At 62.7% G+C, this 9,589-nt stretch carries 4 protein-coding genes; 2 read left to right on the top strand and 2 right to left on the bottom strand.

The genetic code is table 11. The annotated features are described in order from the left end of the window. Positions 1 to 80: 80 nt before the first annotated feature. On the bottom strand, positions 81 to 3,116 hold the full coding sequence (locus ACW9JE_RS25200) for a dermonecrotic toxin domain-containing protein (protein ID WP_457434277.1): 3,036 nt from the start codon (positions 3,114 to 3,116) through the stop codon (positions 81 to 83). Positions 3,117 to 3,174: 58 nt separating this feature from the next. Further along, a complete protein-coding gene (locus tag ACW9JE_RS25195; protein ID WP_457434276.1) occupies positions 3,175 to 7,464 on the bottom strand; it encodes a membrane-targeted effector domain-containing toxin in 4,290 nt (1,429 codons plus the stop codon). Positions 7,465 to 7,649: 185 nt separating this feature from the next. On the opposite strand from ACW9JE_RS25195, the gene ACW9JE_RS25190 reads away from it, so the two are divergent. Together ACW9JE_RS25190 and tadA are read left to right on the top strand one after the other, a co-directional pair. Then, complete coding sequence (locus tag ACW9JE_RS25190) at positions 7,650 to 9,026, top strand: multicopper oxidase family protein (RefSeq protein WP_457434275.1); 1,377 nt, start codon at positions 7,650 to 7,652, stop codon at positions 9,024 to 9,026. After that, entirely contained in the window at positions 9,026 to 9,523 is a 498-nt protein-coding gene (gene tadA / locus ACW9JE_RS25185; protein WP_457434274.1) for a tRNA adenosine(34) deaminase TadA, read from the top strand. Before ACW9JE_RS25190 ends, tadA begins: the two co-directional genes overlap by 1 nt. The last annotated feature ends 66 nt before the right edge of the window (positions 9,524 to 9,589 follow it).

Here is a 9,589-nt window from a genome sequence, read left to right as displayed (position 1 = left end):
CATCTCCGTCGCCTGACACACCGCCTTCGCGAGCAAGCCCGCTCCCACAAGGGGGCCAAGTGATATACAGAGTTCGGGTTTCAGTCAGGCAGGCGGCTCTGCAAGCTCAGCCCTCTGCTTTCCAGCGCCTCGGACAGTTGCTCGAGATTGCCAAAGCGCACATCACTGACTTGCTCCCCCCATGACGGGCGAACGATGTAGAGCTGCCCGGCAGCGGTGGTCCGCACGGGTGTTCGCACAAGCATGTTGGTCTGGCTGCGGTGAACCAGTGTGTAGTCGCCCTGTGCACCTTCGAACACGTACATGCCCGGACGATAGAGCAGCTTGCTGGTTTGCAGTTCGTCGCGGATGACCGCGGGCGCTTCCACGCGGACCAGCAGGTTGGCATGAAAGGGATCGAAGGTTCCGCGCATCGGGTTGGGCTGCTGGACGGGGCCGCGTTTTATCTCGATGCCCGGATCGGGGGAAATGCGCTCGCCCTGGCCTGGGCTGACTTCTTCGATCCGCACGCCGATGCCACCTTCCAGCTCGCTGACGCCGGCCATTCCTCTGAACACGTTGGTGTTTTCCACCCCGGTCACGGCCACCCACTTGCCGGCGCCATTGAGGGTGCGGTCCATGAACATGATGTTGGCGGTCAGGTGGTTGGTGCTCATCTGTTCTTCGCTGCGCAGGAAGGGCATCGGCTTGCGGTAGGTCGCGGCGCAGTCCGTGGCCTGGACGCGGATGCCGTTCTCTCTTGCGGCTTTCACCAGTTCCAGCTCGTTGAAACGCCCGGCGGGATCGGTGCCCAGGCTGGTCAGGTATTCGCGCAGGTCCTTGGACATGACGCCGGACTCGAAGTAGGCATTCAGATCGATCTGGGCAAAGTCGTTGAGCAAGCGACGTACATAGAGAGTCCGCACGCCCTCTCGGGCCAGGCCGGGCATGTTTTCGATCAGCAGGCGCATGCTGGTGATGCGTCCCGGTGTTTCCGCGAGAACCATGCCCGGCGCTTCCTTGAAGATCAGGCTGATCAGCTCGGGGAAGGTGGTCGAAGGGGAGACCGTGGGTATCGCGGGACGCAGCGGCAGACTGCGCCAGGACATGAGCTGATAGAAGCGCCCGGCGGCGCCGACCAGTGCCCGCGCCCTGCTGGCGAAGTTCGGGCCGTAGCGATCCACCGGGATCAGGTTGCCATTCGGTCCGAGCTGCACTTGAACGTGGGTTTCGTTCAGTTGCAGGGCCCACTTTCTCAATTCGGTTCGAAGGGCGGGGTCGACGTCATAGTGGGTTTTCACCAGATGGATGTCGCTGGGTAGAGGCTCGGGTGACGGCGAGGCGCTCGATTCAGGTGCAGGCTCTGGCAAGCGTTCGTCGAGCTCGATGTCCACCGCGCACTGTTTGCCCTGACACAGGCCACCGCCCTTGAGGCCGTGACGCGGCATGCGCTCCCAATTGCCCTGTGCATTCAGGCGCACGGGTATCGAGTGGATGAGCTGGTTGGGTCGCACCGGGTCGACGATCGCCCAGAATCCGCCACCCTGGGAGTCGGTGAAGTAGCGCACGTAATAGGCCCTGTTGTTCATCGAAATGGCGTAGGGCGGGTCGCCGGCGAGTCGGTAGATGCCCTGGAATCTCCCGGGCTCGGTGCCCGGCTTGTACCAGGCCAGCAGTTCATTGGACTGGTATTTTTGCGGGATGTCGGAAGTGGAGGGCGCAGGCGGTTCTTCCGGGACGGGGCCGATTTCGTTCGAGAGTTCCGGTGGCTCGGGTTTCAGGTCCGCCCATTCGGCAGCCTCGGCGGCCTCCAGCTCGGCGCCTACTTCCGCCAGTGATCCGCTGCCTTTCAGGAACGGCAGATTGAACAGCAGATCGATGCCACTCAAGACTGCCCCGATGACCCCGGCCTTGCGCTCGGCGGAGGTCTTGCCGTTGACCGCCTGATCGATGTTCAGCCCCATGCTGGCGAGGCTCGCGCCGATCACCGGTAATGCCACCGGCCAACCCACCGCGGCCATCGGGCCGAACACCTTCAAGCCGGCGCTCAGGTAACCGATCCACAATTTCTTGCGCAGGTCGCCATTGGAGGTCAGGGACAGGTCGGCTTCGGCGGACATCGCGGCTCGCGTCCTGTCGCGCAACCAGGTGAAGGCGTCGCCGGTGACCGGCAGGTTTTTCTGGTTGATCAGATGGTGGTCGGAATGTCCCCAGGTACTGACGAGCCGGTTCATCAGGTCGGTGATACCTTCAGTGATCTGCTGCTGGTCGGCGAGGGGGAAATGCTTGAGGAACAGTTGGCGAGGCGCGCGTTCGTTCAGCTGGTCGAGGATCCACCAGTGCATGGCGGCGGCGGTTTCCATGACATGGAACGCTTCGACATCGCCGGGTACGTAGAGGATCTGCCGGCCCGAGGGGGCGATGATGCGCAGTATGTCGGTCGCCACATGGCCGGCGACGTCCAGTGCGCAGACCTTCAGATCTTCACCGACCGGGAATTCGCTTTGCAGCGTGTGCAGGCTGATCGGCCAGGTCAGCGGGCCGATCACTGCACTGACGGCGGTCTGAAAGTCCGTGTCGCTGAGCTGCCCGCTGTCCCGCGCTTCGATGGCCTTGCTCAGGAAACTGCATTTGGCCAGTGTGCGGAAATCGCTGGAATAATCGCTCCAGAAGGCCTGCAGTTTGTTGCGATAAAGGGTGCTGAAATCGATGTCCCAGAAGTCCTTCAACACATCGTTGCCGTGCAGGCGCACTTCATTGGAGGCATCGAAGTTTTCGGCTTCGGGGCCGGCGGTATAGAAGCCGCCGTACAGATCCAGCAGGTCGGCGTTGTCCTGGTCGGTGGCGCGGAAACGGTGGATCACCAGTTGCGTCAGGGTCTGGGATTCGTAGGGTTTCTCCGCGTAGTGCTGCCAGCCGGTAAACGAGGGGGCCAGGCTTTGCGCGGTCTTGAAGCGATGAAAGTAGACCTGATCGGGATCGAGGCCGACGACGCCGTATTTTTTCAGCAGGTCCGCAGCGATGCCGTGGGCCGTGTCGTGCAGGCTTGGGCAAGCGTTGATCAGGTTGGTGGCGATGGCTTTGAGGGCGGCCTTGTCGGCGGCGTTGGGCAGGGGATGAGGGGATGTGGGTTCCATAGACTCTGTTCCTTGAGTAAGTGTGGTGAGGGGCAATCCCCTCACCTCAAAATGTTGATCAGCCAGCAAGCTTCAATCCCCGCCCCTCGATGGCAGTGATCAATGCCTGCATGCTGTCGAAGCGTTTCTCATGCAGCGTCGGCCACGTGGGGCGCTCGATGAAGTAGCGGCCGGACTCGAAGTCGATAAGGGTTTTCACGATGCTGTTGTCCCGTCCCCGGTGAATCAGCCAGGTACCGCCGGGCTCGCGGGTCAGGGTGTACATCCCGGGTCTGCTCAGCAGTTGTTCGATTTCCTGGCTCGACTTTCCCTTCCAGGGCGTCGCCACTTGCAGGCGTAAATCACTCCTGACCTGAGCGGTCGGCCGGCCCAGATCGTCGACGAAGGTTCTGCCCGGGTCCGGTTCGAATCCGCGTCCCTGTCCCATGCTCACATCCTCGATGCGCAGCCCCAGCGCCTTCTCCAGTTCACTGACCCCGGCGACACCCTCGTAGGTATTGGCGTGAGAGTTGCCCATCAGCGACACCCACTTGTGCGGCCCGCGCGCGGCCTGGTCGGCGTCGATGATGGTCTGGGCGAAGAAGTTCATCATCTTCAGTCGGGAAGTCTTGTTGAGAGTCGCCATGCCCTGAAGCCGGTAACTGGCCATGCAGTCGATGGCCTGGACCCGGATGCCATTGCGGTGGGCTTCCTTCACCACTTCGAGGAAATTGAAACGCCTCAGCGGGTCGGTCATGTGACCGTTGTCCAGTGCTTGCAGGTACAGCTCGAGGTCTGCGGGCATGACCGAGGTGCTGGCGAAGTTATCCAGCGCCGCCTGATGAAAGTCCGTGAGCAGGTGTTCCATGTACAGGGTCTTCACGCCCTTGCGCGCGAGCAGGGGCATGTTTTCGATCAGCCATTGCTTGCTGCCGATTTCGCCATGGCTTTCACCGATCACCAGCCCTTCGAACTCCTTGAGCCACGCGTCGATGAACGCTTCGGCGCTCGCAGTTGGGTCAACGGACGGTATCGACGGGCGCTCGGCGAGATGCAGATTGGCAAAGAAGTTCGTCGCAGTCTCATACAACTGTTTGCGCAGGGACTTGAAGGTTTTCAAGTGAACCTCGTCGTCCAGGGTAATGATGCGATCACTCAGTGACTTGCTGTCCAAGTTGAAGGCCGCCCGCTTCAAGGGGCCGCGAAGTGGCGGCGGGACTTCATAGGGTGAGTGGATCAGCGCAGTGTCGGGCAGTGTCGACTCCGCGCTGGGCAGCTTGCTCGGACCGGGACTGGCGGGCAGCGGTTCAAGCGTCGACGATCCTTTCGCCGCTGGATCGATGCGCACGCGCCTCAGCGACAGCCCTTCCTCTTCTTCCAGAGCCGCGGCCAATTCATGGAGGCTGTCGAAGTGGCGCCCGCTGACCGAACTCCAGCGCGGGCGAATCACGAGAAAACCGCCGCTGTCGTGCTGGATCGTCGTGCGGACCAGAGACCCGTCGCCGCTGCGATGGATGATCGTGGCGGACTCCTCGATCATGAACATGCCTCTTGTGGGCAGTGCGTTGTCGAGGCTGTTGGCCGTGATCGTCGGCGGCGGCGAGGCCAGTTGCAGGCGCAGGTCGCTTTTCACCAGATCGATCGGCCGGCCCAGCACGTCCAGCAATTTCCTGCCCGGATCCACCGACAAGCCGTCTGCCTTGCCCACTGGCACTTCTTCCACCCGTAGCACGACAGTGCCTTGCAACTCACCCAGGCCGGTCACGTTGTCCAGGCTGCTCGCGCGCTCATCGTCGACCAGCGCCACCCAACGATTGGCGCCGCGTGCGCTCTGGTCGGCGCGGATCACCGAGTCGGAATAGAAGTTCATCATCTTGCGGCTGCTGACCTTGCCGGTGTGCTCCATGTGCGGGAAGCGCCGGCTGGCCAGGCAGTCGATAGCTTGCACGCGGATGTGGTTTTTCTGCGCGGCCTTGATCAGCGCCGTGTAACTGTGGGGACCGGCCGGGTCGCCGCCCAGGCGCATATCCAGGGCTTTGAGCGACTCTTCCAGCGTGGGCGGCATCTTCCCGGTCCGGTGGAAAAGATCGAGATCGGCCTGATGGAAATCGGTCATCAGCCGGTCCAGGTACAGGGTCCTGACCTTCTGCTTGTTCAACACCTTGAAGTTGTCGATCAGCGTGCGCCTGGCACCGGTGGCGGTGCCGTCCTGGCCCATGACCAGGCCGGTGCCTTCCTTGAACAGGCGCTTGCTCATGTCGGCGGAGGGCGTCGAGGGTTTGAAGGTCGGCACGAGCGGGCGGGGTGGCAGGTTTGGGTTTTTGTAGAACTCGATGGCATCGTCGTACAGGCTGCGGCGCAGGGCCTTGAAGTCCTGGTAGAGGCTGTCGTTGCCGTGCACGGCGTCCAGCGGGAAATCATCGACATGGGCGTCGGCCAAAGGCCGCATTGCCGTGGTGGACGGTTGTGGAACGTCGTAGGGCAGCGGTTCCAGCGTGACTTCGGGCAGCGGATTGGCGGTGTGCCCCCAGGGCCAGTCGCCGAACACCTTCATGCCGCCGCGCAGGCCGGGGCGGGCGGCAGGTTCCCATTTCAGCGCCTCGTTCAGGCGCACCGGCACATTGCGATAGAACGAATAGGGATGCACCGGATCGATGATGATCCAGCCGCGCATCTGCTCGACATAACGGACCTGGAAGAACGCGTCGACGCCACGGCGGCGCATCATGATGTAGCGCTTGCCGGACGGAGTCAGGATGATTTCCTGGAACCTCGGGTTGTCGAAGTCGGCGCGGGTGGGTTCGGTGATGGTGGTCTTGAAGGATTCGAGAAAATCTTCCGGCGCCGCGGGCAGCACCTGTTTCGGTGCGATGTCCTCCAGCGGCGGCAGCGGTGTGCGGGCTTTCTCTGCCCCGACCAGTGCCTCTTCTTCTTCGATGAGCATCGAGGTTTCGGCGATTTCCGGAAGCGCTTCGCCGCCCAGGAAAGTCGCGTTGAACAGCGTATCGATGGCGGTGAAAATCGCTGCAGTCACTGCCGACTTGCGCGCCATCGGGGTCTTGCCGTTGACCGCCTGATCGATCTGCAGGCCGACGTTGGCGATGCCCGCACCGACCACGGCCAGCGCCACCGGCCAACCCACCGCCGCCATGGGGCCGAACATGCGGTTGAAGGCGTTCAGATAACCCACCCAGAGTTTTTTACGCAGCTCGCCGTTGGAATGCAGCATGAACTCGGCATCGCTGATCATCCGGGCATGGGTCGTGTGGGCGAGGAAAGTGAACGCATCGCCATCCAGCGCTTCCGCCAGGTCTGCCACCAGATTGTGATTGTCGCTGTCCCAGGTGCTGACCAGCAGATCGAGCACATGGGTGAGCCCGACATTCTCGATGTGCGGTTCGCGGAAAATCAGCGAGGCCAGCGCTGCGCTCGGAGTCAGAGCATCGAGCCACAGCCGCTTGGCGCTCTGGCGCGAGGAGGTGTCTTCCATGATGTCGTGGTCGGCCACCTGAAAATGCGCCATGAAGCGTTTGCGATCGGACGGCGTCCTGGTTTTCGACAGCACCCACCAATGCACGTGGCGATCGGATTGCAGGGCGTGCACGCCCCAGACTTCGCCGGGGGTATAGATGATCTTGCGGCCCCGGGCATCGACGATGCACAGAATGTCGGTGGCGACGAAGCCGCCGATTTTCAGCAGGCTGACGCGCACCTCCTTAGCCGGCGGGGCATCGTCTTCGAGCATTTGCCGCGTCACCGGCCAGCTGACGTTGCCGGCCACGGCCCTGACCACGGTCTTGAAATTTTCGTCCGAAAGTCGCCCGCTTTCGCGGTCCTCCATGGCCTTGGCCAGGAAGGTGCATTTGGCCAAGGCCCTGAAGGTCTTGCTGTGCTTGGCCCAGAACGACTTGACCCGTTGCCGGTACTGATCGGCGAAGTTGATGTCCCAGAACGCCTTCAGTACATCGCTGGCGTGCAGCCGGACTTCGTTGCTCTGGTCGTAGTTACCGGCATCCGGGCCTGCGGTGTAGAAGCCCGCGTCGGCGTCGAGCAGGTCGGCGTTGTCCTGGTCGTGCACGCTGAAACGCTGGATGACCAGTTGCGGCAGTGTCAGGGATTCCCGAGGGATTTCCACGCGGTGCTCCCAGCCGGTGAAGGTCAGCGGGCTGCTTTGGGCGGCGTGAAAGCGGTGGAAGTAAACCTGTTCGGGTTGCAGGTGGGTCAGGCCATGTTTGGCCAGAATGTCCCGCGAGATCGAACAGGCCATTTCGTACAGGTCGGGGCAGGCTTCGACCAGGGTGGGGACCAGTGATTTGAGGGCTTCTCGGTCGGCGGTGTTGGGTAAGGCGTCGGGTTGTGGCGGTTTCATGGGCTGTGTTCCTTGAGTGAGGGGGGCTCAAGGGTGGCCAGTTAGCCGGTGGGTAATGCGCTACTTATCTACCGCAGCCTGCGTCCATCCGCCGCGCTGCCCTTACTGTTTCGCAATCGCAGGTGTATCGTATTCGCCTTTTCCAGGCCCGGTGCCTGTCGCTGATACGTGAGGTAGTTGAGTTCATGTCCTTTACCCGTCGCCAAATCCTCGGTGGCCTGGCCGGTCTTGTTGTCGTTGGCGTGGGCGCAGGCGGCGCGTCGCGCTACTGGCTGGGCAAGATGGCCGATGCCGAGGCGGGCCACGACTATGAGCTGATTGCCGCACCGCTGGACGTCGAACTGGTGGCCGGGCACAAGACCCCGGCCTGGGCGTTCGGCCCGTCGGCGCCGGGGACCGAACTGCGGGTGCGTCAGGGCGAGTGGCTGCGGGTACGCTTCATCAACCACCTGCCGGTGGCGACCACCATCCACTGGCACGGCATCCGCCTGCCGCTGGAAATGGATGGCGTGCCCTACGTGTCGCAATTGCCGGTGCTGCCGGGGGAATATTTCGACTACAAGTTCCGCGTGCCGGATGCCGGCAGCTACTGGTATCACCCCCACGTCAACAGCAGCGAAGAACTGGGCCGCGGGCTGGTCGGGCCGCTGATCATCGAAGAGCGCGAGCCGACCGGTTTCAAGTACGAGAAAACTCTTAGCCTCAAGAACTGGCATATCGATGACGAGGGCAATTTCGTCGAGTTCAGCATTCCCCGGGAAGCGGCCCGTGGCGGTACCGCCGGGCGCCTGGCGACCATCAACGGCGTGCCGCAGCCGGTGATCGAGTTGCCGGCCGGGCAGATCACCCGCGTGCGCCTGCTCAATCTGGATAACACCCTGACCTATCGCCTGAATATTCCGGGCGTCGAGGCACAGATTTACGCGCTGGACGGCAACCCGGTGGAACCTCGGCCACTGGGCAAGGAATACTGGCTCGGCCCCGGCATGCGCATTTGCCTGGCGATCAAGGCGCCGGCTGCCGGTGAAGAGCTGTCCCTGCGCAACGGCCCGGTACGCCTGGGCACTTTCCGCTCGGTGGCCAACAGCGATGCGCCGACCGAGTGGCCGCCTGCGCTGCCCGCCAACCCTGTGGCCGAGCCGGACCTGGCCAATGCCGAGAAACTCAACTTCAATTTCGAATGGGTGGGCTCGGTGTCGGTCAACGTCGAGAACGGCAAGCCGCCGAGCCTGTGGCAGATCAACGGCAAGGCCTGGGACATCACCGACAAGACCTGCGCCGATCGCCCGATCGCCAAGCTCGAGAAGGGCAAGAGCTACATTTTCGAATTGAAGAACATGACTCAGTACCAGCACCCGATCCACCTGCACGGCATGAGCTTCAAGGTGATCGCCTCGAACCGGCACAAGGTGATTCCGTACTTCACCGACACGTACCTGCTGGGCAAGAACGAGCGCGCGCAAGTGGCGCTGGTGGCGGATAACCCTGGGGTGTGGATGTTCCACTGCCACGTGATCGACCACATGGAAACCGGCCTGATGGCCGCCATCGAGGTGGCGTGATGCGTCAGATCAGACCTGCGGCGATCATCGACCGCAGCCGTGACCGCGACTTCATGCGCGAAGCCCTGGCCCTCGCCGCGCAAGGTGCCGCCCTTGGCGAAGTGCCGGTGGGCGCGGTGCTGGTGCAGGACGGCGAGATCATCGGCCGCGGCTTCAACTGCCCGATCAGCGGCAGCGACCCCAGCGCCCACGCCGAAATGGTCGCGATCCGCGCTGCTGCACAGGCGGTGAGCAACTATCGCCTGCCCGGCAGCACCCTGTACGTGACGCTGGAACCGTGCAGCATGTGCGCCGGGTTGATCGTGCATTCGCGGATTGCGCGAGTGGTCTACGGCGCGCTGGAACCCAAAGCGGGGATTGTGCAGAGCCAGGGGCAGTTCTTTACCCAGGGCTTTTTGAATCACCGGGTGATGTATGAGGGCGGGGTGCTGGCGGAGGAGTGTGGGGCGGTGCTGAGTGAGTTTTTCAAGGCTCGGCGGGCCAAACCCTCTGACTGAACACAGATCAAAATGTGGGAGCGGGCTTGCTCGCGAATGCGGTGGGTCAGCCAGCATCTTTGTCGG

The organism is Pseudomonas sp. SDO55104_S430, assembly GCF_054070595.1.
Note: the sequence above shows the minus strand (reverse complement) of the source record. Positions and strands in the feature narration are given on the sequence as shown.